This window comes from Aeromicrobium flavum (assembly GCF_007992115.1).
Lineage (GTDB): Bacteria > Actinomycetota > Actinomycetes > Propionibacteriales > Nocardioidaceae > Aeromicrobium > Aeromicrobium flavum.
The window spans coordinates 58,820-83,347 of record NZ_BJZQ01000005.1; the positions used below are offsets into that span (position 1 = coordinate 58,820).

The 24,528-nt window shown below is 71.5% G+C and carries 22 protein-coding genes, 1 pseudogene and 1 riboswitch; of the genes and pseudogenes, 19 read left to right on the plus strand and 4 right to left on the minus strand.

The genetic code is table 11. The features are described 5' to 3' along the window. The first annotated feature begins 36 nt into the window (after positions 1–36). Positions 37–756, plus strand: coding sequence for a GAF and ANTAR domain-containing protein (locus tag AFL01nite_RS06985; protein WP_146826813.1), 720 nt, complete (start codon positions 37–39; stop codon positions 754–756). A 13-nt stretch (positions 757–769) separates the two neighbouring features. On the opposite strand, the gene AFL01nite_RS06990 is transcribed toward AFL01nite_RS06985, so the two are convergent. Continuing rightward, positions 770–2,347: a protein kinase domain-containing protein gene (locus AFL01nite_RS06990; RefSeq protein ID WP_146826815.1), complete on the minus strand. Its 1,578-nt coding sequence runs from the start codon at positions 2,345–2,347 to the stop codon at positions 770–772. 121 nt (positions 2,348–2,468) lie between these two features. On the opposite strand from AFL01nite_RS06990, the gene AFL01nite_RS06995 reads away from it, so the two are divergent. The 6 genes from AFL01nite_RS06995 (at position 2,469) to AFL01nite_RS07020 (ending at position 9,946) form a co-directional block, all read left to right on the plus strand. After that, complete coding sequence (locus AFL01nite_RS06995; protein ID WP_146826817.1) at positions 2,469–3,980, plus strand: SulP family inorganic anion transporter; 1,512 nt, start codon at positions 2,469–2,471, stop codon at positions 3,978–3,980. Between the two features lie 10 nt (positions 3,981–3,990). Next, positions 3,991–4,800 carry an aldo/keto reductase gene (locus AFL01nite_RS07000; protein ID WP_246119627.1) on the plus strand — a complete coding sequence of 270 codons (810 nt, stop codon included), beginning with the start codon at positions 3,991–3,993 and terminating at the stop codon, positions 4,798–4,800. 11 nt (positions 4,801–4,811) lie between these two features. Continuing rightward, positions 4,812–6,281: a glycosyltransferase family 39 protein gene (locus tag AFL01nite_RS07005; RefSeq protein WP_146826821.1), complete on the plus strand. Its 1,470-nt coding sequence runs from the start codon at positions 4,812–4,814 to the stop codon at positions 6,279–6,281. A 17-nt stretch (positions 6,282–6,298) separates the two neighbouring features. Then, positions 6,299–7,144: an ABC transporter ATP-binding protein gene (locus AFL01nite_RS07010; RefSeq protein WP_146826823.1), complete on the plus strand. Its 846-nt coding sequence runs from the start codon at positions 6,299–6,301 to the stop codon at positions 7,142–7,144. Next, a complete protein-coding gene (locus tag AFL01nite_RS07015) occupies positions 7,141–7,929 on the plus strand; it encodes an ABC transporter permease subunit (protein WP_186813854.1) in 789 nt (262 codons plus the stop codon). Before AFL01nite_RS07010 ends, AFL01nite_RS07015 begins: the two co-directional genes overlap by 4 nt. Before the next feature lie 175 nt (positions 7,930–8,104). After that, complete coding sequence (locus AFL01nite_RS07020; RefSeq protein WP_146826828.1) at positions 8,105–9,946, plus strand: phosphoenolpyruvate carboxykinase (GTP); 1,842 nt, start codon at positions 8,105–8,107, stop codon at positions 9,944–9,946. Positions 9,947–10,028: 82 nt separating this feature from the next. Here the strand turns inward: AFL01nite_RS07020 and AFL01nite_RS07025 are convergent, their stop codons facing one another. Next, positions 10,029–12,011 (minus strand): peptidoglycan DD-metalloendopeptidase family protein, encoded by a 1,983-nt coding sequence (locus AFL01nite_RS07025; protein ID WP_146826830.1) that lies wholly within the window; start codon positions 12,009–12,011, stop codon positions 10,029–10,031. Positions 12,012–12,154: 143 nt separating this feature from the next. On the opposite strand from AFL01nite_RS07025, the gene AFL01nite_RS07030 reads away from it, so the two are divergent. After that, positions 12,155–12,727 (plus strand): copper resistance CopC family protein, encoded by a 573-nt coding sequence (locus AFL01nite_RS07030; RefSeq protein WP_146826832.1) that lies wholly within the window; start codon positions 12,155–12,157, stop codon positions 12,725–12,727. Next, on the plus strand, positions 12,714–14,696 hold the full coding sequence (locus AFL01nite_RS07035) for a bifunctional copper resistance protein CopD/cytochrome c oxidase assembly protein (RefSeq protein ID WP_146826834.1): 1,983 nt from the start codon (positions 12,714–12,716) through the stop codon (positions 14,694–14,696). The genes AFL01nite_RS07030 and AFL01nite_RS07035 overlap by 14 nt, the downstream gene beginning before the upstream one ends. Positions 14,697–14,775: 79 nt before the next feature. Here the strand turns inward: AFL01nite_RS07035 and AFL01nite_RS07040 are convergent, their stop codons facing one another. Continuing rightward, positions 14,776–15,393 carry a superoxide dismutase gene (locus AFL01nite_RS07040; protein ID WP_146826836.1) on the minus strand — a complete coding sequence of 206 codons (618 nt, stop codon included), beginning with the start codon at positions 15,391–15,393 and terminating at the stop codon, positions 14,776–14,778. Positions 15,394–15,655: 262 nt separating this feature from the next. On the opposite strand from AFL01nite_RS07040, the gene clsA reads away from it, so the two are divergent. From clsA to gcvP, 10 genes and pseudogenes are all read left to right on the plus strand, one after another. Beyond that, positions 15,656–16,255: a cardiolipin synthase ClsA gene (gene clsA / locus AFL01nite_RS07045; RefSeq protein ID WP_186813863.1), complete on the plus strand. Its 600-nt coding sequence runs from the start codon at positions 15,656–15,658 to the stop codon at positions 16,253–16,255. Beyond that, positions 16,252–17,055, plus strand: coding sequence for a DUF881 domain-containing protein (locus tag AFL01nite_RS07050; RefSeq protein WP_146826838.1), 804 nt, complete (start codon positions 16,252–16,254; stop codon positions 17,053–17,055). The genes clsA and AFL01nite_RS07050 overlap by 4 nt, the downstream gene beginning before the upstream one ends. Then, the gene (locus AFL01nite_RS07055) at positions 17,052–17,384 is read left to right on the plus strand and encodes a small basic family protein (protein WP_146826840.1); all 333 of its coding nucleotides are present in this window, start codon (positions 17,052–17,054) and stop codon (positions 17,382–17,384) included. The genes AFL01nite_RS07050 and AFL01nite_RS07055 overlap by 4 nt, the downstream gene beginning before the upstream one ends. Positions 17,385–17,515: 131 nt before the next feature. Continuing rightward, positions 17,516–17,863, plus strand: a pseudogene (locus AFL01nite_RS07060) (DUF881 domain-containing protein); the annotation flags it as partial. A 22-nt stretch (positions 17,864–17,885) separates the two neighbouring features. Then, positions 17,886–18,263: a glycine cleavage system protein GcvH gene (gene gcvH / locus AFL01nite_RS07065; RefSeq protein ID WP_146826844.1), complete on the plus strand. Its 378-nt coding sequence runs from the start codon at positions 17,886–17,888 to the stop codon at positions 18,261–18,263. Between the two features lie 96 nt (positions 18,264–18,359). After that, a complete protein-coding gene (locus AFL01nite_RS07070) occupies positions 18,360–18,785 on the plus strand; it encodes an FHA domain-containing protein (protein WP_425546778.1) in 426 nt (141 codons plus the stop codon). After that, complete coding sequence (gene ftsR, locus AFL01nite_RS07075; protein WP_146826847.1) at positions 18,782–19,498, plus strand: transcriptional regulator FtsR; 717 nt, start codon at positions 18,782–18,784, stop codon at positions 19,496–19,498. Before AFL01nite_RS07070 ends, ftsR begins: the two co-directional genes overlap by 4 nt. A 13-nt stretch (positions 19,499–19,511) precedes the next feature. Then, complete coding sequence (locus AFL01nite_RS07080) at positions 19,512–19,991, plus strand: bifunctional nuclease family protein (protein WP_146826849.1); 480 nt, start codon at positions 19,512–19,514, stop codon at positions 19,989–19,991. A gap of 140 nt (positions 19,992–20,131) precedes the next feature. After that, positions 20,132–20,707, plus strand: a complete 576-nt coding sequence (locus AFL01nite_RS07085; protein WP_146826851.1) for a MerR family transcriptional regulator — start codon at positions 20,132–20,134, stop codon at positions 20,705–20,707. Positions 20,708–20,757: 50 nt separating this feature from the next. Further along, a riboswitch (glycine riboswitch) is annotated at positions 20,758–20,844 on the plus strand. Between the two features lie 74 nt (positions 20,845–20,918). Continuing rightward, the gene (gcvP, locus tag AFL01nite_RS07090) at positions 20,919–23,762 is read left to right on the plus strand and encodes an aminomethyl-transferring glycine dehydrogenase (RefSeq protein WP_371862819.1); all 2,844 of its coding nucleotides are present in this window, start codon (positions 20,919–20,921) and stop codon (positions 23,760–23,762) included. Here the strand turns inward: gcvP and AFL01nite_RS07095 are convergent. Next, positions 23,708–24,499, minus strand: coding sequence for a serine aminopeptidase domain-containing protein (locus tag AFL01nite_RS07095; RefSeq protein WP_246119628.1), 792 nt, complete (start codon positions 24,497–24,499; stop codon positions 23,708–23,710). The two genes, gcvP and AFL01nite_RS07095, sit on opposite strands and share 55 nt — an antisense overlap. Positions 24,500–24,528 lie beyond the last annotated feature (29 nt).

A 24,528-nucleotide genomic window follows, 5' to 3' on the forward strand; every position in this document is an offset into this window, starting at 1 on the left:
GCGGCCCCCGTGTCGATCCGGTGCAAGAGGCGGAGGATGACGACCGAATCGCAGTCCGAACAGCCCGTGCGTGCTCAGGTTCCGCCGGCGCTCGACCTGGCCCAGATCGTGCTCGAGCTGCACGAGACGCACGACAGCGAGCACACCATCGAGCGCGTCGCGTCGTACGCGGTCACCGCCGTCGCCTGTGACGACGCCGGCGTGATGATCTCCCTGGGCCGCAACCGGGTGGAGACGGCGGGTGCGACCGGCGAGAAGGTCCACCGGGCGCACGAGCTGCAGATCGAGTTCGACGAGGGGCCGTGCCTGGACGTGCTCGAGCACCCGGACCGGATCCATCGGGTCTCCGACACCACGACGGACCCGCGCTGGCCACGCTGGGGAGCTGCGGTCGCCGGGCTGGGGTACCGCAGCGTCGTCAGCGTGCCGCTGGCGAAGAAGGGTCACGGGTACGGGTCGCTGAACGCCTACGCCGAGCGGGCGCAGGCGTTCGACGCCGACGACGTGGCCGTCATGACGATCCTCGCCCGCCACGCCTCGGCGGCGCTGACCGTCACCCACGACCTCGAGGGGCTGCGCAAGGCGGTCGACGCGCGCAAGCTCATCGGGATCGCGATGGGGATGATCATGGAGCGCTACGACATCGACGCCGACCGCGCGTTCCACGTCCTGCGCCGGCTCTCGCAGGCCGAGAACGTCAAGCTGCGCGAGGTGGCGCGCCAGGTGGTCGAGCGTCGGGGCCTGCCGGCGGAGTGACTCTGCGGGCTGGCTACCCCTTCCCCTTGCCCTTGCCCTTGCCCTTCGGCTTGCCGCTGTTGTTGCCCTTGCCCTGGTTGGGGTTGCTCTTGGTGCCGCCCCCGGAGCTCTTCGAGGTGCCACCGGAGCCGGCCCCCGAGCCGGAGGTCGAACCGGCGGAGCCGCCGGCCGTCGCGGGGGCCGGGGGAGCCACCGCGACCGACAACGTGAGGGTGGCCCCGTCCGGCAGCCGCCCGGACTTGTCGAGGGCGACGACCTCGCCGGTGTCGCCGGTGCGCGTCACGTCCTTGCGGCGGACCACGAACCCACGCTTCTCCAGGGCGGCCGCCGCCTTCGCGTAGGGCGTGCCGATCACCGAGCCGGCCGAGACCCGCACCTTGCCCGAGACCACCGAGAGCTCGACCGGCTCGTCGTCGGCGCTCTCGCTCCCGGCCGCCGGCGTCTGCTCGACGACCTCGCCCCGGGTCTGGTTGGGGACGTCCACGATCTTGGTGCGCGGCGTGAAGCCGGCGTCCCGGATCTCGGCGGTCGCGTCGTCGACGCTCATCCCGACGACGTCCGGCACGACCGGCGGACCGCCGAACAGCAGCTCGCGGGCTCCGAGAAGGGCCAACAGGGCCAGGACCGCTGCGACGGCCGCGTAGACGCCCACCGGTCGGCGCCGCCGCGGCGGGTCCGACGGGGGCACGGGCGTGACGGTGGTGCGGGGCGCGGCCGAGGCGGTCCGCGGTGCAGGCACCGGCATCTCGAAGGTCTCCGGCAGGTCGATCGACCCGGCGGCGCCGATGGCCGCCGCCGCTCGGGCCACGTCGGCCGCCGTGGCGGGCCGGTCCTTCGGATCCTTCGCGGTCATGCCCTCGATGAGCCGCTGGACGTCGGCCGGAACGCCCTCGTCGAAGGGCGGCAGGTCGTCGTGGAGGTGCGCCATCGCGGTGGCGATGTGCGTCTCGCGCCGGAACGGTGACGTGCCGCTGAGGCAGTGGAAGGCCACGACGCCCAACGAGTACAGGTCGGACTGCGGCGTCGCCGAGCGTCCGCGGACCTGCTCGGGACTGATGTAGTCGGTCGTCCCGACGAGGGAGCCGGTGTCGGTCAGCGGCTCACTGGTGTCGGCCTGCGCGATGCCGAAGTCGACCAGCACGGTGCGGCCGGCCGGGGTGAGCATGATGTTCGCGGGCTTGAGGTCGCGGTGGACGATGCCCGCGTCGTGGGCGGCCTGCAGCCCCTCGGCCACCTGCTGCACGACGGACATGACCTGGTCCGCCGGCATCGGACCGCGATCCTTGAGCAGCTCCGAGAGCGACCGGCCCTCGACGTACTGCATGACGATGTACGACGAGCCGTCCGCGGCGGGGTCGGCCTCCTCGTAGTCGAAGACCTGCGCGACGCCGGGATGGTGGATCGACGCGGCCAGGTGGGCCTCGCTGCGCATGCGCGCGCGGGCCACCTCGTCGGCGCCCTGATCCGCCCGCATCACCTTGACGGCCACGGTCCGGCCGAGGCGCGTGTCGATGGCGCGATGCACGGCTCCCATCCCGCCGGAGCCGATCACCTCGTCCAGCTCGTAGCGCTGGTTCAGTTGCACGGCCATGCCGCAACCCTAAGTCGCGGGTGGGGGCGGTGCATGACGATGGGGGTGGGTCCGCCGTGGCCCGTCGTTAGGATGAGGGGTCGTCCCACCCGTCACTTCCCGCGCACGAACGGACTCCTTCATGTCGTTGCCCGCGCCCTCGCGCGTCCCCGAGTCCGACCAGGTCCACTCGGTCCGCGCGGCGCTGCGGTCGCCGCGCCTCCTGCGCACCGAGGTGCTCGCCGGGCTCGTCGTGGCCCTGGCCCTGATCCCCGAGGCGATCTCGTTCTCGATCATCGCCGGCGTCGACCCCCAGGTGGGCCTCTTCGCCTCGTTCACGATGGCGGTGACCGTGGCCATCCTGGGCGGCCGACCGGCGATGATCTCGGCGGCCACCGGTGCCGTGGCCCTCGTCGTCGCACCCGTCATGCGCGACCACGGCTTCGACCACCTGGTCGCCACCGTCCTGCTCGGCGGGCTGATCCAGATCGTGCTCGCGGTCGCCGGCGTCGCGAGGCTCATGCGCTTCATCCCGCGCTCGGTCATGATCGGCTTCGTCAACTCGCTGGCACTCCTGATCCTCGTGGCGCAGGTCCCGCACCTCGTCGACGTCCCGTGGCTCGTCTACCCGATGATCGTCGGCGGTCTGCTCGTCATCGTCCTGCTGCCGAGGATCACGACCGTGGTCCCGGCCCCACTGGTCGCGATCGTCATCCTCACCGCGATCACCGTGGTCGCCGCGCTCCAGGTGCCCGACGTCGGCGACGAGGGCGAGCTGCCCAGCAGCCTGCCCTCCCTGTTCACGCCCGACGTCCCGCTGACGCTCGAGACGCTGCGGATCATCGCGCCGTATGCGCTGGGCATGGCGCTGGTCGGGATCATGGAGTCGCTCATGACCGCCAAGCTGGTCGACGACATCACCGACACCCACTCGGACAAGACCCGCGAGACGTGGGGCCAGGGCGTCGCGAACGTGGTCACGGGGCTCTTCGGCGGCATGGGCGGCTGCGCGATGATCGGCCAGACCATGATCAACGTGAAGGTCTCAGGTGCCCGCACGCGGATCTCGACCTTCCTGGCCGGCGTCTTCCTGCTGATCCTGGTCGTCGGCTTCGGCGACGTGGTCGCCACGATCCCCATGGCCGCGCTGGTCGCCGTCATGATCATGGTCGCGGTCGGCACCTTCGACTGGCACAGCGTCCGCCCGTCGACCCTGCGCCGGATGCCCCGCAGCGAGACCCTCGTGATGCTCACGACCGTCGCGGTCGTCGTGGCCACCGAGAATCTCGCCATCGGTGTCGTCGTCGGCGTGGTGGTCGCCTCGGTGATGTTCGCGCGACGGGTCGCCCACTTCACCCAGGTGATCGACGTGGCCCATCCCGACGAGCGCACCCGCGTGTACAAGGTCGTGGGCGAACTGTTCTTCGCCTCGAGCAACGACCTCGTCTACCAGTTCGACTACGCCGGCGACCCGGAGAACATCGTCATCGACCTGTCCGACTCGCACGTCTGGGACGCGTCCAGCGTCGCCGCGCTCGACGCGATCGAGACGAAGTACGCCGCCAAGGGCAAGACCGTCACGATCGAGGGGCTCAACCGGGCGAGTCAGGACCGGCACGAGCGCCTCGCCGGCCGACTGGACGGCGCGCCCTAGAGTCGTGGTCGTGACCCTCGATCTGCCCGCCGTCGGCTTCGGCACCTACCAGCTCAACGGCCTGGTGGCCGTCGAGGCCATCGGCTCGGCGCTGGACGCCGGCTACCGCCTCCTCGACTCGGCGATGAACTACGAGAACGAAGGCGCCGTCGGCGCGGCCGTCCGGCGCTCCGGCGTGCCCCGCGACGAGGTCATCGTCACCTCCAAGCTGCCCGGTCGGCACCACGCGTACGCGCAGGCGGTCACCTCCGTCGAGGAGAGCGTCCTGCGTACGGCCCTGGACCACCTGGACCTGCACCTGATCCACTGGCCGAACCCGTCCCACGACCTGTACGTCGAGGCGTGGCAGGCGCTGATCGACGCCCGCGAGCGCGGGCTGGTGCGCGAGATCGGGGTGTGCAACTTCCTGCCCGAGCACCTCGACCGGCTCGAGCGCGAGACCGGGGTGGTCCCGGCCGTCAACCAGATCGAGCTGCACCCGTACTTCCCGCAGGTCGAGGCGCTCGAGGACCACCGCAGGCGGGGGATCGCCGTCGAGGCATGGAGCCCGCTGGGCCGCAAGAGCGACCTGCTCGTCAACCCGGTCGTCACCGAGATCGCCGCGCAGCACGACGTGACGCCCGCCGAGGCGGTCCTCGCGTGGCATGCCGCGATCGGCACGGTGCCGCTGCCCAAGTCCGCCGATCCCGGGCGGCAGCGCCTGAACCTGGCCGCCGTGGCGATCGCGCTCGACCCGGCGGAGGTCGATCGGCTCACGGCACTGGGACGTCCCGACGGCCGCCTCTTCGGCGGTGACCCCGCCGTCTGGATCGAGGACTGAGCCACGGATCGATGACCCCGACCCGCACCGTCCTGCTGGTCCTGCTCGCCGCGACCGCCCTGCGCCTGCCGTTCCTCGGCGTCCTGCCGAGCCCGGACGAGGCGGGACTGCTGATCATCGGCGAGCAGTGGACGCCGGGGGACTCCCTCTACGGCGACTACTGGGTCGACCGGCCGCCCCTGCTGGTCGCCCTGACGGCTCTCGCGGCGCACGCCGGGGGAGTGGTGGCCCTGCGCCTCATCGGTCTGCTCGCCGTCGTGGTCACGGTCGTCGCGTGCTCCGCCGCGGCCGGACGGGTGGCCGGCGACCGGGCCGCACGCTGGGCCGCGGCCGCGGCCGCCGTCCTGACCGTCAGCCCGTGGTTGGGTGCCGACCGCGTGAACGGCGAGCTGCTCGCCACCCCGTGGATCGCCCTCGGGATCTACGCCGCCATCCGCGCGGTCGAGACGCCCCGGCTCGGGTGGGGGGTGGCCACCGGCGCCGCGATCGCCGGCGCCGTCCTGACGAAGCAGAACCACGCCGACGCGGCCGTGTTCGCCGTCGTCCTCCTCGCCGCGGGTGCCGCGACCGGCCGGGTCCGTCCCGTCGTCGCCCTGCGACTGGCCAGCGGCGCGCTGCTGGGCGGGCTCCTCGTGGTCGCCGTCGTCCTCCTCGCCGCCTGGACCCGGGGCACCGCACCCGCCGACCTGTTCGACGCGCTCGTCTCCTTCCGTCTGCGCGCGGCCGACGTCATGGCCGCCGACCCCGAGGGCGCCAAGACCCACCGCCAGACCGAGATGCTCTTGCGCGCCCTGGTCGGCGGTCAGCTGGTCCTCGCGGCGGGCGTCCTGGCGGCGCCGCTGTGGAGGCGGCTCCGCTCACCCGCGGCCGTCGCGGTGAGCGCCGCCGTGGCCTTCGGCTGCCTCTCGGTCCTCGCGGGCGGCAGTTGGTGGAACCACTACCTCGTCGAGCTGGCCGCGCCCGTGGCGGTGGGCACCGGCCTCGTCGCCGCCCGCACCCGTGTCGTCGTGCCCGCCCTGCTGGCGTACGCCGCGGCGGCCGCCGTCGTCGGTGCGGTCCTCGTCCGGCCGGTCATCGACACCGCCGACGGTCCGGTGGCGGCGGGTCGGATGATCGCCGACGCAGCCGAGCCGGGGGACACCGTCGTCAACGCGTGGGGCCGTCCCGACCTCGTCCTGGCCTCCGGCCTCGACTCACCGTACGAGCACCTGTGGAGCCTGCCCATCCGCACCGACGACGCCCGGCTCGAGGCCTTCGGCGCCCTCGTCGCCGGTCCCGACGCGCCCACGTGGCTGGTGTTCCGGGACTCGCTCGACGGGTGGGGGATGGAGCACGAGGCGGCGCAGCGCACCGTCGAGAGCCGCTACCGCGAGGTCGCGACCGTCTGCGGGTACGGGATCTGGCTGGTCGACGGCACCGAGCGCTCCGTGCCGACCCCGCCGCGAGACGTTCGCTGCAAAGCGTCCACGTGGCTGCGGTGAGCCCCGATGATGGACCCATGAGCGATCCGGTGGTGCGCGCCGTGGGCCTGACGCGCGTGTTCGAGGACCGGGTCGCGGTGTCCGCCCTCGACCTCACCGTCGATCGTGGTCGCGTCCTGGGCGTCCTCGGCCCCAACGGGTCCGGCAAGTCCACGACCGTCCGGATGCTCACCGGGCTGCTCCGCCCCACCGCGGGCACGGTCGACCTGTTCGGCGAGCGCGTCACCCCGTCCTCGGCGCCGCGACTCCGAGCCCGGATCGGCGTCCAGACCGAGGCCAACCTCTACCACCGGCTGACCGTCGCCGAGAACCTGCGCACCTGGGGAGACCTGCACGGGCTGAGCCGGGCCACCACCGAGCGTCGGCTCTCGGAGGTGCTCGAGATCCTCGGGCTCGCCGATCGCCGGGACACGCCCGTCGGATCGCTCAGCAAGGGCCTGCGACAGAAGGCCAACATCGGCCGGGCCCTCCTGCCCGAGCCCGAGCTCTTGTTCCTCGACGAGCCCACCGCGGGCCTCGACCCGGCCTCCGCCCTCGACGTGCTCGACCACCTCGGCAAGCTCCGCGCCGAGGGCGACACGACGATCGTCCTGTGCACGCACCAGCTGCACGGCCTCGAGACCCTGTGTGACGACGTCGTGATGCTCGACCGGGGCCGTGTCGTGGCAGCGGGCGAGGTCACCGACCTGCTGGTGACGCACTGGCCCATCCGCGACTACGTGATCCGCGTGGGCGACCGAGCCCTGGCCGAGCGCGCGGTGACCTACCTGCGTGCCTCGGGCGCCGCCGTCGACGACCCCGAGAGCGCCGACCCCTCACTGCACGACCTGTACTTCCGGATGCTGGCGGGGGAGGAGTCGTGAACCCCACCCGCGTGCGCGCCCTCGTCGCGAAGGACTGGATCGAGCTGCGCCGGAACCGCCAGACCCTGCTGCCGGTGGTCCTGCTGCCGATCGTCTTCGCCCTGCTGCTGCCGACGACGCTGATCTCCGCGACGAAGCGCCCCGAGGCGCTCGAGCGACTGGGCTTCATCGACTCCTACCTCGTCGGGCTGCCCGACGCGATCGCGGCCGACCCGACGCGCGCGATGGTCGAGTACTTCATGGCTCCGATCTTCCTGATGATCCCGATCGTCGTGGCCACGGTGCTGGCGACGGCCGCGTTCGTGGGGGAGAAGGAGCGCGACACCCTCGAGGGCCTGCTGTTCACGCCGCTCACCGACCGCGAGCTCGTGATCGGCAAGATCCTGGTCTCGTGGATCCCCGCCGTGGCCGTGACCTGGCTGTCCACCGCGATCTACGCCCTCGTCGTCGCCGCTCTCGCGCGGCCGTGGGAGGACGGCTGGGGGTTCCCGAACGGCACCTGGCTGGCGCTCGTGGCCGTCATCGCGCCACTGGTGTCGTTCTTCGCGATCGGGTGCATCGTGCTGATCTCGCACCGAGCGTCGACGCTCCAGGGCGCCCAGGCCGTCGCCGGACTCCTCGTCCTGCCCGTCATCGTGCTGATCCTGTCGCAGGCGATGGGGGCGCTGGCGTTCGACCGGCGGGTCGTCGTCGTGATCGGGGTGGTCGCCGGGCTGGGCGATCTCGTGGTGTTCCACCTCGCCGTCCGGCGCTTCGACCGTGACCGTGTCGTCACACGACTGTGACCCGTTCGTGCTGTGGCCCATCCCACAGGGGCGCGCGGAGAGTGGCCCACAAGTCGCGGTAAGGTCACGGTAATCTCCGGGATCGTGCCGTCGGAAACACCCGTCGGCGCGGGACGGAACTTCGACGTGACCGGACCGGCCGGCGGGCTGGTCCAGGAGAGGAACAGGCAGACCGATGGTCGACGTGGACAAGGTCCTGGACGAGGCGGGGTTGAAGAACCCTCACGTCCTTGAGTTCGTGAAGCACTGGGCGGGAATCACCCAGCCCGATCGCATCGAGGTCGTCAGCGCCAGCGATGACGCCCGACTCCTGCAGGAGTCGCTCGACGCGGGCGAGCTCGAGCCGGCCGGCGAGGGCCTCTACTACTCGCAGAGCTACCACAAGGACACGGCCCGCTCCGAGGAGCGGACCATCGTCGCCACGAGCGATCCCGCGGACAAGGGCGTCTACAACAACTGGCGCCACGCCGACGAGATCAAGCCCGTCGTCATCAACAACATGACCGGCGCCTCGCAGGGCAAGACGATGTACGTCATCCCCTACCTGATGGCCGCCCCCGGCTCGCCCCTCGAGGCGTACGCCGCCGGTGTCGAGCTGACCGACAACCGCAACGTCGTCCTGCAGATGATCCGCATGGCGCGCGTCGGCGTCGACGTGTTCGAGAACCTGAAGGATCCCGAGAGCTTCGTTCGCGCGGTTCACGTCACCGGCGACCTGGAGAACCTCGGCCAGGGCACCCCCGACGACAAGCGCTACTTCGTCACGGTCGCCGACGAGCGCACGATCCTGCACTTCGGCTCGTCCTACGGCGGCAACGCGCTGCTGGGCAAGATCGCCCACGGCCTGCGCCAGGCCAACTGGGACGGCTGGGCGTCGCGCAAGTTCCTCGCCGAGCAGTACATGCTCATCGCGATCCAGGACAAGGAGACCGGCAAGAAGTACCACATCGCCGGTGGCTTCCCGAGCGCCTCGGGCAAGACGAACCTGGCGATGATGGTCGCCCCGGGCGCCCTCGGCGACCGCTACTACGTCGAGTTCTTCGGCGACGACATCGCGTGGCTGTGGGTCGGCGACGACGGCAAGCTCTACGGCATGAACCCCGAGTACGGGGTGTTCGGCGTCGCGATCGACACCAACGCGATCACGAACCCCAACGCGCTCGCCGCCGTCGAGGAGGGCACCGGCGCGATCTTCACGAACACCGCGTACAACGTGAACACGCACGAGACGTGGTGGGAGGGCAAGTCGCCCGACTACCCCACCGACGTCGAGGGCTGGCGCGACTGGAAGGGCCACCTCATCTCCGAGCGCCCGGCCGAGGAGCAGCGCTCCAAGGACCACGTGTGGGCCCACCCGAACTGCCGCTTCACGTCGACGATGTCGAACGTCCCCAACGAGTCGCCCGACTACAACGACCCGGCCGGCGTGCCGATCGACGGCATCATCTACGGCGGCCGCACCCGCGACCGTGAGCCGCTGATCCGCGCCATCGAGGATCCGGCCGAGGGCGTCTACGACGGCCTGACGCTGGGTGCCGAGGCCACGGCCGCGGCCGAGGGCGTCGCCGGCCAGCTGCGGTACGACCCGATGTCGATGCGTCCGTTCCTGGCGCTGCCCGAGGGCCGCTACGCCCAGCACTGGCTCGACATCCTCGACCAGGTCACCGACAAGCCGCTCTTCGCGCACGTCAACTGGTTCCAGCGTGACGCCGACGGCGGCTACCTGTGGCCCGGCTACAGCGAGAACCTGCGCGCCCTGCTGTGGATGATGGACTACCGCGAGGGTCGTGTCACCGGCACGAAGACCCCCGTGGGCGTTGTCCCCACCAAGGAGGAGCTGAACCTCGAGGGCCTCGAGATCGACGACGCCGTCCTCGACCAGCTGCTGGCGATCGACGTCGCTCGCTGGAAGCAGGAGATCGACCTGCGCGAGGCGCACCTCAAGGCGTTCGACGGTCTGCCCGAGCGGATCTGGGAGGCGCACCGCCGCGTCGCCCAGGACCTCGACCAGGCCTGAGCCACACCGACGAAGGGCCCCACCGGCGACGGTGGGGCCCTTCGTCGTGTCGTGCTGACGGATTCCCGGGGAGACCGCCGGCCTAGGCGACCGGGAGCGACCAGGTGCCGTCGCCCTCGGACTTCAGGCCGAGCTTGCGCGACTGGGCCGCGACCCAGGCCTGCTGCGACTTCGTCAGCGACCCCACCGAGAACCGCGTGCCCCAGCCGAACGGCGAGGTGCCCGGGATGTCGACGAGGGTGCCCTCGGGGCCGCGCTGGATCTGCGCGACGATGTCGCGGTAGCCGGCGGTGAACTCGAGCCGCTCACCGAACTTCCTGCGGAAGTCCGCCGAGAGGCGCTTGGCCCGCTTGGCGACGTCGCAGCGCAGCAGGGTGCTGTCGGTGGCGCACAGGACGCCGCGCGGCACCTGGCCGTTGCTGTAACCGCCCCAGCCCTTGCCGGCGCCGCTGTTGGTCAGGAACTGCACGAGCACCGGCATCGGGTCGATGAACTGGCCGTTGACCTGGATCTCGAAGTGCAGGTGCGGACCGGTGGAGTTGCCGCGCGACCCCACCAGGGCGATCTCGTCGCCGGAGCCGACCGTCTGGCCGTCCTGGACGAGCACCTTGGAGGCGTGGGCGTACCGCTCGGCCGTGCCATCGGGGTGCGAGATCGTGACGAGCGTGCCCGCCCACCCGATCTCCTGCAGGCTCACGACGCCGCCGCGGGACGCGTAGATCGGAGTGCCGGTCGGCGCCGCGAGGTCCTGGCCCGTGTGCGTCGACTGCCACATGCCGCCGCCCATGCCGAAGCCTGCGGAGATCGAGTAGCTGCCCTGCTTCAGGGGGAACGTCCAGCCCTGGCGCGTCGCGGCCGTCGGCTTCGTGGCGTTGCAGACCGTCGTGGGCGCCTTCGCCGTGCCCTTCGGCGGGGTGTTCCTGCCGGCACCGAGCGACGGTCGCGTGATCGCGAACGGCTCGGCCGGCAGGAGCGAGACGCCCACCTGGGCACGGGTGCCCGGCGCGTCGATCATCTTGCCGTCGCCGATGTAGACGCCGACGTGGTGGACGCCGGAGGCCTTGTTCGCCGTGAAGACGAGGTCGCCGCGCTTCACGGTGGCGGGCTTGACCTTCACGGTGCGGGCGTAGAGCTGGGCCGGCGTCCCCCGGAGGTCGTACGCGCCCTTGACGTCGAGCAGGCCACCACAGCTCCACGCGCCCGGGGCGTTCTCGGTGGCGTAGTCGTCGCCGACGCGCTTCATCAGCGTCGTGAGCAGCCGGATGGTCTGGGCGGGCAGCACCTCGACGGTGCGCGAGCCGACGGTGGCCGTCTTCACGCCGCCGGATGCCTTGAGCCGCCGCGCCGAGGGCGCCTTGACGCCGAGCCGGGCGAGCTGGCGCGTGTACCCGGCCCAGCTCGCCGCGGCCGCCGTGTTCCACGACTCCTGCTCGGTGCGGGTCTGGGGGAGTCCCTCCGGGGTGGACGAGGCGCCGAGGCCGAGCTGGTCGGCGAGCTTGCCGATCTGCTTGAGTTGGCGCGCGGCGGTCTTCTCGGCCTTCTCGGCGGCGCGCGTGGCGCGGTCGGCGCGGGCCTGCAGCACCTGGGCGGCGTCGAAGGCACGCTTCGCCTCGCCGAGGTGGCCCTCCTGGGCGTCGGTCACCTGCTCGCTGCTGAAGATGCCGGTGATCAGGTCCTCGGGGTTCTCGGCGGCGGCCAGCGCCGTCAGCTTCTGCGCGAAGGGGTCGCCGTTGGGCGACATCGCGTACTCGACGACCTGGTCGACGTAGGCGCGAGCGATCTTGCGCTGCCGGTCGGCGTCGCGGAGCCGCTCGGCGGCCTCCTTGCGGCGGTCCTCGGCGACGCTGAGGTTCGCCTCGTAGCGCAGGGCGAGCGTCGTCAGCTCGGTGATGGCGCTGGGCGCGATCGCCAGCGGATCGGGCACGTCCAGGCTGGGGGAGGACGTGGTCGTTCCGGTCCCCACCGTGGCGGGGGGCGTGGTGGGTTCGTCGGCGAGGGCGACGGTCGGGACCGCCAGCGTGGCGACCAGGACCGACACCCCAGCGAAGACCCGAGTCAAACGCATCAGTGCGACACCTCCAACGGCGAGTGAACCATGCGCCCCAACCCGCCGTTCACACAATCCCCACAAGTCACTCCAGTGTGGCCATCGCGCATGGTGCTGATGGGCCACCAGGGCCACGAACACCGGCCGGATACGCTGGAGACGTGCGTCTGATTACTCCTGTGCTGCTGCTCGTCACCGCCGTGCTGTTCGGATGGTCGATGCCAGCGCAAGCGCACACCTCCCTGATCTCGTCCGACCCCACCGCGGGGTCGCGCACCGAGGAGGTCCCCGACCGGATCGTCCTGACGTTCAGCGAGGACCTCCGCCAGCCCTCCGAGGCCAGCCTCATCGTCGACGGGTCCGCACTCGGCGCCGAGGTGAAGGTCGACGGCCCCCGCCTCGTCGTCGTGCCGCCCGCCGATGCCGCGGGTGGCGCGTACCAGGTCAATTATCGCGTGGTCTCCGCGGACGGCCACCCCATCACCGGCACGCACGAGTTCACCGTGGCCGACCAGGACGCCGTCGTCGCCGACGAGCCGTCCGCGACGCCCACCGCGCAGGCGGCACCGGACGAGGACACCGCGGCCGACCCGAAGGACGCCGCTGCGGAGGACGACTCGGTCCTGACGTCGCCCTTGCTGCTGGGCGTCCTCGTGGCTGCCGTCGCCCTCGGTGCCGCCGCCTTCCTGCTGGTGCGCGGGCGCTCGAGCACCCCCGACGATGACCGTTCCTGACCGCGGGGCCCGCCCCGGCGCGCCCGTCGCCGGACTCGGCCTCGCTGCTGTCGCCGGGCTCGGCCTGCTCGTTCTCGTCGGACTGCTGGTGGGCACCGGCGCCACGCCCCAGGCGCCCCCGGCGGGGCTCCCCGACCCGGGACGCGTCGTCGGCTGGGCCCTGCCGGTCTCGCGCTTCCTCTCCGACCTCCTGGCCACGGTCACCGTGGGCTTCCTGCTGGTGGCCGTCGTCCTGCTCCCGTCCGGCGAGCGGCTCGAGGGCCTCGCGGTCCAGGCCGTCCGCATCGCCTCCCGCGCCGCGTGGGGCTGGTGCGCGGCAGCCCTGCTGCACTACTGGGCCAACGTCGCCGACCTCTACGCGCGGCCGCTCACCGGCGTCGACGTCGGGCAGCTGATCGACTTCGCGAAGGTCTTCGCCACGGGCCGCGGCCTGCTCGTGCAGGCGCTCGCGGCGCTCGTCATCGCGCTCTGGGCGTCGTGGACCTTCTCGGTGCGCCAGCTGGCGATCTGCGTCCCGGTCGCCCTCGTCGGCATCTCCGCGGTCGGCCTGACCGGCCACTCGGCGTCCGCCGGCTCTCACATGCTCGCCACCGCGGCGCTCGTGCTGCACCTCGTCGGCGTCGTGCTGTGGGTCGGCGGCCTGATCGCCCTCGGCTGGGTGGCCCTGCGCCGCAGCCGGCGCCTCGACGACGCCGTCTCGCGCTACTCGACCCTCGCCGGGTGGAGCTTCGTCGTCGTGGCCGTCTCGGGCCTCGTCAGCGCGGCCGTCAACCTCGGTTCGTTCGGGGGGATCGACTCCACGTACGGCGCCCTCGTCGTCGTGAAGGTCGTCGCGCTGGTCGCCCTGGGTGCGTTCGGCGTCGCCCAGCGTCGCCGGCTGCGGCGCGCCTCGTCCGGCTTCGCCCGGTTCGCGATCCTCGAGGTCCTGCTGATGAGCGTCACCATGGCTGTCGCCGTGGTGCTCGGCCGGACGGCCACGCCCGTCGGCGAGGACGTGCTCACGACCCGCGCCGAGCTGCTGCTGGGGCGCCCGCTGCCGCCCGAGCCCACGGTCGTGCGCATCCTCACCGGCTTCTATCCCGACGGCATCGGCCTGTCGATCGTCGCGCTCGGCTCCGCGCTGTACGTCGCCGGGCTGATCGTGATGCGCCGCCGCAACGACCGCTGGCCCATCGGCCGCACCATCAGCTGGTTCGCCGGCCTCGCGATCGTGGCGTGGGCCACCTTCGGCGGCCTGGGCGCCTACTCCAGCGTGCTGTTCAGCCTGCACATGGTGTCGCACATGATGCTGTCGATGGTGGCGCCGATCTTCCTCGTACTGGGTGCACCGATGACCCTGGCGCTGCGCACGCTGCCGGGCCCGCGCCGCCCGGGCGAGCACTCGCCGCGGTCACTGCTGCGCGACGCGCTGCAGTCGAGGATCTCGGCGTTCTACACGCACCCGATCGTGGCCGCCGTGATCTTCCTCGGCACGCTCTACGCCGTCTACTACACCGGCCTGTTCGAGTCGATGATGCGCACGCATTCCGGGCACGCGTTCATGGAGCTGCACTTCCTGCTCTCGGGCTTCCTGTTCTACTACGTGATCATCGGCGTCGACCCGTCCCCGAAGCGGCTCGGCCCGCTGGCCCGGTTCGGCGTCCTGATGCTCTCGGTGCCGTTCCACGCCTTCTTCTCGGTGGCGCTCATGTCGTCCGACGTCATCATCGCCGAGTCGTACTACCGAGCCCTCGAGCGGCCGTACGCGACCGACCTCGCCCAGGACCAGTACCTCGGCGGCGGCATCGCGTGGGCGATGGGCGAGATCCCGCTGCTGCTGGTGATCGGCGCGATCTTCGTGCAGTGGTTCCGCTCCGACACGCGCGAGGCCACCCGCAGCGACCGGGCCGCCGACCGCGACGACGACGCCGCACTCGAGGAGTACAACGCCTACCTCGCGGGCCTGGGCGACGGCTCCGTCCGGCGCTGACCCCCGCACGACACAGAACTGCCCGGCCACCTCACGGTGACCGGGCAGTGTGCGTCTCGCCCGAGGGCGAGTCACGGGGTCAGAACAGGATCTGGCCGCCGCTGGTGGCCGCGGTGAAGCGCTCCTGCGCGTCGGCCCAGTTCGCGATGTTCCAGAACGCCTTGACGTAGTCGCCCTTGACGTTGAGGTAGTCGAGGTAGAACGCGTGCTCCCACATGTCGAGCTGGGAGATCGGGATCAGCGTCGCCGGGATGTTGGACTGCTGGTCGTACAGCTGGACGATGACCAGCTTCTGACCCAGCGTGTCCCACGCGGTGATGGCCCAACCCGAGCCCTGGATGCCGAGGGCGACCTGCTCGAACTGCGCCCGGTAGGCGTCGAAGGAGCCGAAGTTGTCGTCGATGGCGGCCTGGAGCTCACCGGTCGGCTTGTCGCCGCCGTCCGGCGAGAGGTTCTTCCAGAAGATCGAGTGGTTGATGTGGCCGCCGAGGTTGAACGCGAGGTTCTTCTCCAGCAGGTTGATCGTGTCGTACGCACCGGCCGCACGCGACTCCTCGAGCTTCTCGAGGGCGGTGTTGAGGCCGTTCACGTAGTTCTGGTGGTGCTTGCTGTGGTGCAGCTCCATGATCTTGCCCGAGATGTGGGGATCCAGTGCCCCGTAGTCGTAGGGCAGGTCCGGCAGGGTGTAGTCGGCCACTCGTCCTCCTGGTCGTCGTTCGGTGATGTCGTCTTCAGGGTTCAAGCCTCAGTCTGTCAGTTGTGTTCCCCGAGGCAAGGGCAGCCCGGATTGCGGGACCCTCGCCGGTAGGCTGTTCCCCGTGGCAGGCAAGCGGGTCCGACGGGTCGAAGGCGCGGACGAGGTCGAGGCGGAGGCGCCCTCCTCGGACGTCGGCACGCCCGCCGCCCCCGAGCCCGCCCGGCCCGCACCCGCTCGTCCGGCGCCGCAGCCCCGGGCCGCCGTGGCCGAGACGACGCCGGCGAAGCCTTCGCTGCGTGCCGAGCTGTTCACGATCCCGAACCTGCTCAGCGCGATCCGGATCCTGCTCGTGCCGGTGTTCCTGTGGCTGGTGCTCGTGCCCGAGCGCGACGTGCTGGCGATCGGCGTCCTCGTGGTCTCGGGCATCACCGACTACCTCGACGGCAAGATCGCCCGGGCCACCGGCCGCACGACGCGGCTGGGCGCGATCCTCGATCCCGTCGCCGACCGCCTCTACATCCTCGCCGTCGTCGTGGGGCTGGGCCTGCGCGAGGTCATCCCGTGGTGGCTCGCCGTGATCCTCCCGCTGCGCGACGTCGTGCTGTTCTCGCTCGTGCCGTTCCTGCGCACCCGCGGCTTCAGTGCCCTGCCGGTGCACTTCCTGGGCAAGGCCGCCACGGCCGGGCTGCTCTACGCGTTCCCGCTGCTGCTGCTCGGCGACGGCGAGGGGTCGGTGGCCAACCTGGCTCGCGTCTTCGGCTGGGCCTTCACCATCTGGGGCGTGGCGCTCTACTGGTGGGCCGGCATCCTCTACGCCGTCCAGGTGCGCCGCCTGCTGGCTTCGACGCCGCGGGCGCGATGAGCGAGCGGTCCGGAACCGGGTCCTCGGTCCAGGAGGCGGAGTCGATCCTCGAGCGGCTCGCCGCCACCGCGCTGGACGACGACTACTACGTCGTGCACGACGATCCGCCCCGGCCGACCGCGAAGCTCCTCACCGGGGTCGCCGCCGCCGTGTTCGGCCTGCTGCTCACCGTCGCCGCCGTCCAGACCCGCGTCGATCGCCCCGCCACCGAGGTCGAGCGCGACGCGCTGATCGAGAACATCCGGCTCCGCCAGGACCTGGTCGACAACCGGCAGGAGACGGTGGTCGGCCTCCAGGAGGAGATCGCCGACCTGCAGGCCGCGTCGGTGGTGGACGGCCCGGGCACGCTCGCGCTGCGTGCCGCGGCCGGCGCGGTCCCGGTGGTGGGGGGCGGCGTCGAGCTCACCGTCGAGTCCTCGTCGAACGAGGACCGTCCCGGCGGCCGCCTCACCGACACCGACCTGCAGCTCGTCGTCAACGGCCTGTGGCTCGCGGGCGCCGAGGCCGTCGCGGTCGACGGCCACCGGCTGGCGTCCACGTCGGCCATCCGCTCGGCGGGCGAGGCGATCACGGTCAACTACCGCTCCGTCACCGAGCCGGTCGTCATCACCGCGATCGGCGACGAGGACGTGCTCCAGAACCAGTGGGAGCAGGGACCGTCAGGTCGCTACCTCGCCGCGCGTGCCGAAGCCGATGGCATCCGCTTCGCCGTGCGAGGATCAGACGATGTCGAGATGGCCGCCGCCCCCGAGGCGCGGCTGTCGATCTCGGCCGAACCCCTGAGGAGGAGCACGTCGTGATCCCGGTCATCGGCCTGGTCGTGGGCGTCACGATCGGCCTGATCCTGCAGCCCACCGTGCCCACGGGGCTGCAGCCCTACGTGCCGATCGCCATCATCGCCGCACTCGACGCCGTGCTCGGCGCCGCGCGCGCGTTCCTGGAGGGCCGCTTCGACGACCGCGTCTTCGTGGTCTCGTTCGTCTCGAACGTGGCGATCGCCGCGATCATGGTGTTCCTCGGCGACCAGCTCGGCGTGGGATCGCAGCTCTCGACCGGCGTCATCGTCGTGCTCGGGATCCGGATCTTCGCCAACTCCGCCGCGATCCGCAGGCTGATCTTCCATGCGTGAGCCGTTCGACCTGCGCCAGGCGCTGGGCCGCCGCTCGAGCTGGATCGTCGGTCTGCTCATCGGCCTGCTCGCCTTCACCATGACCGTGCAGTGGCGCGAGGACGACGAGACCGACGACTTCAGCGGCGTCCGCGGGCGCGGTGACCGCGTCGGTGCTGCTGGACGCGGTGCAGGAGATGCGCGACGCCGGCGCCGAGGTCATCTCGCTCAACGGCGTGGCCCGCGTCGTGGCCCAGACCTGGTTCCTCGACGACGACGCCGGGGTCCGGGTCAGCGGCCGCGTGCTGAAGCCTCCGTACGTCATGGAGGTGATCGGCGATCCGAAGACGCTCGCCGACGCCGTGACGTTCCGCGGCGGCTTGGCCGACCGGGTCGAGAGCCGCGGGGGAGAGGTCGGCGTCGAGAAGCGCCAGCGCATCCGCATCACCGCTGTGGCCGATGCACCCGAGCCCCAGTACGCTCGACCCGCGAACGACTGACCGCGCGACGATGGAGGACCCCGTGATCCCTGAGGACCTGTTCTACAGCGAGGAGCACGAGTGGGTGCGTGTCGAGGGCGACGTCGCCATCATCGGCATCACCGACTTCGCGCAGGACCAGCTCGGCGACATCGTCTACGTCGACCTGCCGGCCGAGGGCGACTCGGTCGAGTCGGGCACGGTCGTGGGCGAGCTGGAGTCGACCAAGTCGGTCTCGGACGTGTTCACGCCTGTCTCCGGTGAGGTCATCGCGCGCAACGACTCCCTCGAGGCCACGCCCGAGGTGATCAACTCCGACCCCTACGGCGAGGGCTGGTTGCTCAAGGTCCGCACCACCGAGGAGGACGTCACCTCGGGCCTGCTGACGGCCGAGGCGTACTCGGCTCTGGTGAGCGGCTGACCCGACGCACGGGCGGGTGTTAGGTTGGGGGCGCAAGAACCCTGAACCCCCACTTGAGCAAACCCTCAAGCTGTACTTGAGACGGAGTTGATCGCGTTGACGACGCCGGAAGGTTTCGAGGAAACCAACTTCATCCCGGTCATCGACGCCGACACCGAGGAGATGACCGCCGGCGACGTGTTCGCCGTCGAGAACCTCCCGGTCGGCAATGCGATGCTGCTCGTGCAGCGCGGCCCCGACGCCGGATCGCGCTTCCTGCTCGACCAGGACGTCGTCTCGGCCGGTCGCCACCCGTCGAGCGACATCTTCCTCGACGACATCAGCGTCTCGCGGCGCCACGCAACCTTCTCGCGGCGCGGCAGCGGCTACGTCGTCACCGACCTGGGCAGCCTCAACGGCACCTATGTCAATCGCGACCGCATCGACGGCGACATCCCGCTGGCGGGCGGCGACGAGGTCCAGCTCGGCAAGTACCGGCTGATCTACTTCCCCGGCACGGTCGCCTCCGAAGGTGGTCAGTGAGCGGCGGCGAGGCGGCACGCGAGCAGCTGCTCGGCATCGGACAGGTCATCGCCGAGCTGTCCGAGGAGTTCCCCGACATCTCCCAGAGCCGCATCCGGTACTACGACGAGCAGGGTCTCGTCGAGCCCCGGCGCACCCCGTCCGGCTACCGCAAGTTCACGTTCGGCGACGTCGAGCGGCTCCGGTTCGTGCTGCGGATGCAGAAGGACCGCTACTGGCCGCTGAGTCACATCCGTCAGGTCCTCGACCAGATGGACTCCGGCGAGGTGCCCGACACCGAGCTGCGCGCCACCTTGCGCGTGCCGCAGGTGACGCTGGCCGCCGACGGCACGCCCACCGCCCAGTCGATCACCGAGGGCGCCGGCTCGACGCGCATGACGCGCGACGAGCTGCTCGACGCCGCCGGCATCGACGCCGCGACCCTCGACGAGATCGAGCAGTTCGAGCTCATCCGGCGCCGCCCCCAGCAGCGCTACTACGACACCGACGACCTGGTCGTCGCGTCCCTGGTGGGCGAGCTGGCCAAGCTCGGCCTGGAGCCGCGCCACCTGCGCGGGTTCCGCAGTGCCGCCGACCGTGAGGTGGGCCTGCTCGACCAGGTCATCCCGCCGGCCGCGCGCCAGCAGACCGGTGCCGCCGCCGAGCTGGCCGAGCTGGCCGCCCTGGCGGTCCGGCTGCACACGGTCCTCGTGCGCGCCGGCCTGCGCGGCTGAGGGGAGGGGTCCGATGCGCGAACTCGAGATCGTCGGAGTCCGGGTCGAGATGCCCACCAACCAGCCGCTGGTGCTGCTGCGTGAGCTCGAGGGCACCCGGTACCTGCCCATCTGGGTGGGCGCGATCGAGGCCTCGGCCATCGCGTTCGCCCAGCAGGGCACCGTGTCGCCGCGGCCGCCCACGCACGCGCTGATGGCCTCGATCATCGAGGGCCTCGGCGACGAGCTGCAGGAGGTCCGCATCGTCGACGTCCGCGACGGCGTCTTCTTCGCCGAGCTGGCGTTCGCCGGGGGAGCGGTCGTGGACGCCCGGCCGTCGGACTCGATCGCGTTGGCCCTGCGCACCGGCGTGCGCGTGGTGTGCGCGGAGGACGTCCTCGACGTCGCCGGGTTCGCCCAGACGCCCGACGAGGACGAGGAGATCCAGAAGTTCCGGGAGTTTCTCGACCACGTCGATCCCGAGGACTTCGAGAAACCCTCAAGTGAAGGTTGAGCCTAATACCCGTCGCGACACGCGTGTCGGTGCGTGCACGGAAGGACCCTCACGTCTAACTTGAGGGTACGCAAGACCACAGCGGTGTGGTTCTCTTGTTGTGGGAGGCCGGTCCAACCGGCAGCCAGGAAGGCGTGATCATGATCGATCCTCGTGACGAGGCAGCAGAGGCGCAGGCCCAGGCCAGCGCCCAAGGCCTGTTGTTCGACGACGACGTCGCGCCCATGCCGCAGGACACGGGCTTCCGTGGTCCCACCGCCTGCAACGCCGCCGGCATCACGTACCGCCAGCTCGACTACTGGGCCCGCACCGGCCTGGTCGAGCCGACCGTGCGCTCCGCCACCGGCTCGGGCACGGCACGGCTGTACTCCTTCAAGGACATCCTGCTGCTCAAGATCATCAAGCGCCTGCTCGACGCCGGCGTCTCGCTGCAGCAGATCCGCACCGCGATCGACCACCTCCGCGAGCGCGGCACCGAGGACCTCACGCAGGTCACCCTCATGAGTGACGGTGCCAGCGTCTACGAGTGCCGCTCCGCCACCGAGATCGTCGACCTCCTCCAGGGTGGTCAGGGCGTCTTCGGCATCGCCATCGGCGGTGTGTGGAAGGAGATCGAGGGCACGCTCCACGAGCTGCCCACCGAGCGCGCCGAGGTCGACGTCCCGTCGGCCAACGACGAGCTCGCCGCGCGCCGCGCGGCCCGCAAGGCCAACTGACCCGGCCGACCGCCACCCCGACCGAGGTCGGGGTAGGCTGAGCCTGCCGTTTGAACCGTGCGGGAGAGTCCCGTTCAGGGCGCCGAAGGGGCAATTCCTCCCCGGAACCTCTCAGGCCACCGGACCGCACGTCACAGGCGACTCTGAAGCCGCGTCGAGGTCGACGTGACGACAGAGGGGGAGGGTTCCATTCGTCGAGCCCTCGGGAGTCATGCTCATGCCGCAGTCCGATCGCCATCCCGCCACCCGCTTCGTCGACCGTCACATCGGTCCGCGCGCGTCCGACCAGGCCGCGATGCTGCAGCGGCTCGGCTACGACAGTCTCGACGCGCTGATGCAGGCCGCCGTGCCGTCGGGCATCCGCTCGGCGCTCGAGGGCCTGCCCGACGCCGCCAGCGAGACCGAGGCCACCGCCCGGCTGCGTGAGCTGGCCGACCGCAACGTGCCGGGCGTGTCGATGATCGGCCTGGGGTACCACCCGACGACGACGCCGGCCGTGATCCGCCGCAACGTGCTCGAGGACCCTGCCTGGTACACGGCCTACACGCCGTACCAGCCCGAGATCTCGCAGGGCCGGCTCGAGGCGCTGCTGGCGTTCCAGACGATGGTCGAGGACCTCGTGGGCCTGCCCACGGCGAACGCCTCCCTGCTCGACGAGGGCACGGCCGCCGCGGAGGCCCTGACGCTCGTGCGCCGCGCGGACCGCAAGCGCACCGACCTGCCGGTCGTCGTCGACGACGGCCTGCTCCCGCAGACGCTGGCCGTGCTGCACACCCGCGCCGAGGCCGTCGGCCTGCCGCTGGTCGAGGCCGACCTGCGCGACGGGCTGCCCGAGGGCGACTTCAGCGGCGTCATCATCGCCTACCAGCGTGCCGACGGCGCCGTCATCGACCTGGCCCCGGTGATCGAGCAGGTCCACGCCGCCGGCGCGCTGGCCGTCGTCGTCACCGACCCGCTGGCCCAGGTGCTGCTGCGCTCGCCGGGCAGCCTCGGGGCCGACGTGGTCGTCGGCTCGACCCAGCGGTTCGGCGTCCCGATGTTCTACGGCGGGCCGCACGCGGGCTTCATGGCGGTCCGGAAGGGCCTCGAGCGCCACCTGCCCGGGCGGCTCGTCGGCGTCTCGGTCGACTCGGCCGGACGCCCCGCCTACCGGTTGGCGCTGCAGACCCGCGAGCAGCACATCCGCCGCGAGAAGGCCACGTCGAACATCTGCACCGCGCAGGTGCTGCTGGCGGTCGTCGCGGCGATGTACGCGGTCTACCACGGCGCCGAGGGCTTGCGCGCCATCGCCCAGCAGGTCAACGGTTACGCCGCCCGCCTCGCCGACGGCCTCCGTGCCGCCGGCATCGAGCTGGCCTCCGACCGGTTCTTCGACACCGTCACCGCGATCGTGCCCGGCCGTGCGGCGGAGGTCGTCGCAGCCGCGCGCGAGTCGGACCTCCACCTGTGGCGGTTCGACGACGACCGGGTCGGCATCGCCGTGTCCGAGCCGACGACGCCCGAGCACCTCTCCGCCGTCCTGGCTGCCTTCGGTGCGGGCGACCTGCCCGCCGAGGCCGAGCCCTCGCTCGAGGACGCCTGGCTGCGCGACGACGAGATCCTGACCCACCCCGTCTTCATCGAGCACCGGAGCGAGACCCAGATGCTGCGCTACCTGCGCCGGCTCAGCGACCGCGACTACGCGCTCGACCGCGGCATGATCCCGCTGGGCAGCTGCACGATGAAGCTCAACTCCACCACGGAGATGGAGCCGATCAGCTGGCCGGGCTTCGCCGACCTGCATCCGTTCGTCCCCGCCGAGGACGCCGCCGGGATGATCGAGCTGGTCGAGACGCTCGAGTCCTGGCTGGCGACCGTCACCGGCTACGCGGCCGTGTCGGTGCAGCCGAACGCCGGCTCGCAGGGTGAGTTCGCCGGTCTGCTGGCCATCCGGGAGTACCACCGCAGCCGCGGCGAGGAGGCCCGCGACGTCTGCCTCATCCCGAGCTCGGCGCACGGCACCAACGCGGCGTCCGCGGTGATGGCGGGCATGCGCGTCGTCATCGTCAAGGCCACCGACGCCGGCGAGGTCGATCTCGACGACCTCCGCGCCCAGTGCGAGACACACGCCGACGACCTGGCGGCGATCATGGTGACCTACCCGTCGACGCACGGCGTCTACGAGCACGGCATCGGCGAGCTGTGCGACATCGTCCACGAGCACGGCGGCCAGGTCTACGTCGATGGCGCCAACCTGAACGCGCTGCTGGGCCACGCCCAGCCCGGGAAGTTCGGCGGCGACGTGTCGCACCTGAACCTGCACAAGACGTTCTGCATCCCGCACGGCGGCGGCGGCCCCGGCGTCGGACCGGTGGCCGTGGGGGAGCACCTGGTGCCGTTCCTGCCCAAGCACCCGTTCCACCCCGACGCGGACCGCCGGCAGTCCGCGGGCACGATCAGCGCGGCCCCGTACGGCTCGGCGGGCATCCTGCCGATCCCGTTCGCCTACGTCGCGATGATGGGCGCCGACGGCCTCACCGACGCCACCTCGGTGGCCGTGCTCGCGGCCAACTACGTGGCGGCTCGGCTCGGCGACGCGTTCCCGGTGCTCTACTCCGGCGACCACGGCCTCGTGGCGCACGAGTGCATTCTCGACCTGCGCGAGATCACCAAGAACGCGGGCCTGAGCATCGACGACGTCGCCAAGCGGCTCATCGACTACGGGTTCCACGCGCCGACGATGAGCTTCCCGGTCGCGGGCACGCTCATGGTCGAGCCGACGGAGTCCGAGGACCTGGCCGAGCTCGATCGGTTCTGCGAGGCGATGCTGGCGATCCGCTCCGAGATCGACCGAGTCGCCGCGGGGGAGTACGACGCCACGGACAACCCGCTCACGAGCGCGCCGCACGCCGCCCACGAACTGGTGGACTGGACGCACCCGTACCCGGTGGCCGAGGGCGTGTTCCCGGCCGGCACGACGCAGGACAAGTACTGGCCGCCGGTCGGGCGCATCGACAACGCCTACGGCGACCGGAACCTGGTCTGCTCCTGCCCGCCCGCGGAGGCGTTCGCCTGATCGGTCCACCACCGGACGACACGGTCCACCACTGGCGCGGGGTGCTTCGCCCAGAGCACGTGGTGGGCCGTCCCGCCCTCGGGCACGAGGTCGCGGGTGTACTCCCACCGGGTGAGGGCGGCTTCGTCGACGAGGGTCCGCTCGAAGCGGCGGGCCGCCGCCTCGATGGAGAAGCCGTCGCCGGCGAGGTGCACGGCCAGCGTCGGCAGGCTGATGCGCCGCTCGACCGGATAGGGCGGGCGGCCCGTGTGCACGATGCGTGCCCATTCCCGCATCAGGGTGCGTGCTCCCGGCCCGCCGAACCACGGCTTGGGCACGTGCCCGCGCACCAGGCCGACCACGGGGACGGTCAGCGCCATCGCCGCCAGCGGCAGGCCGATCCTCGGGTAGTGCCGGAAGTGCGGCAGCGAGACGCCCACCAGCACGAGCCCATCGGCCGGGCGCGGGCCGATCTGGACGGCGCCGCCGAGCTGGCCGCCGAGGCTGTGCCCGAACAGCACGATCGGGCGACCCGGGTGCTCGGCGCGGGCCGCGTCGACCGCCTCCTGGGTGTCGGCGATCTCGTCGGCGTACGACCAGTCGTGCCGGCGGGAGGCTCGGGGCAGGTCGCGCTCGAAGCCACGCCGCGGCAGGGCGCGGGCTGACCAGCCGCGATCCTCGAGGGCCGCGACGAGCGGCGCGTAGAACGACGACGGGACCGCCATGGCGGGGGAGATCAGGACGATCGGGGTGCTCACCGGGCCATCCTGCCAGCGTGACAGACTCG